The sequence below is a fragment of the Fructilactobacillus sp. X2R5C3 genome (assembly GCF_059901325.1).
This window is the reverse complement of the sequence record NZ_JBWXUY010000023.1, coordinates 1-268: the sequence shown is the minus strand read 5'-3', so window position 1 is coordinate 268 and position 268 is coordinate 1. Positions and strand designations below refer to the sequence as shown.

The window sequence follows — 268 nt, the reverse complement described above, 5'->3', positions numbered from 1 at the left end:
CATTCCGACCAATCTTATCTCCATTACCGATGGGCAAATTTACCTTTCGCCGGCCTTATTTGAACTGGGTATTTTGCCTGCGGTTGATGTGGGGAAATCTGTGTCTCGGGTGGGTGGTAAAGCGCAAAGAGCCGCGTATCGCGGTGTCACGGTGGATCTTAAATTGGCTTATGCGCTATTCGAGGAACTGGAAACCTTCGCGCGTTTTGGCGCTAGGTTAGACGACGACACGCTGAAAATCATTGAACATGGTCGACGCATTCGAGCC

The 268-nt window shown here is 50.7% G+C and carries 1 pseudogene; it reads left to right on the top strand.

Features of this window, described 5'->3' with window-relative positions:
- Positions 1 to 268 (top strand): annotated as a pseudogene (locus AC6UDE_RS07005) (F0F1 ATP synthase subunit alpha); the annotation flags it as partial.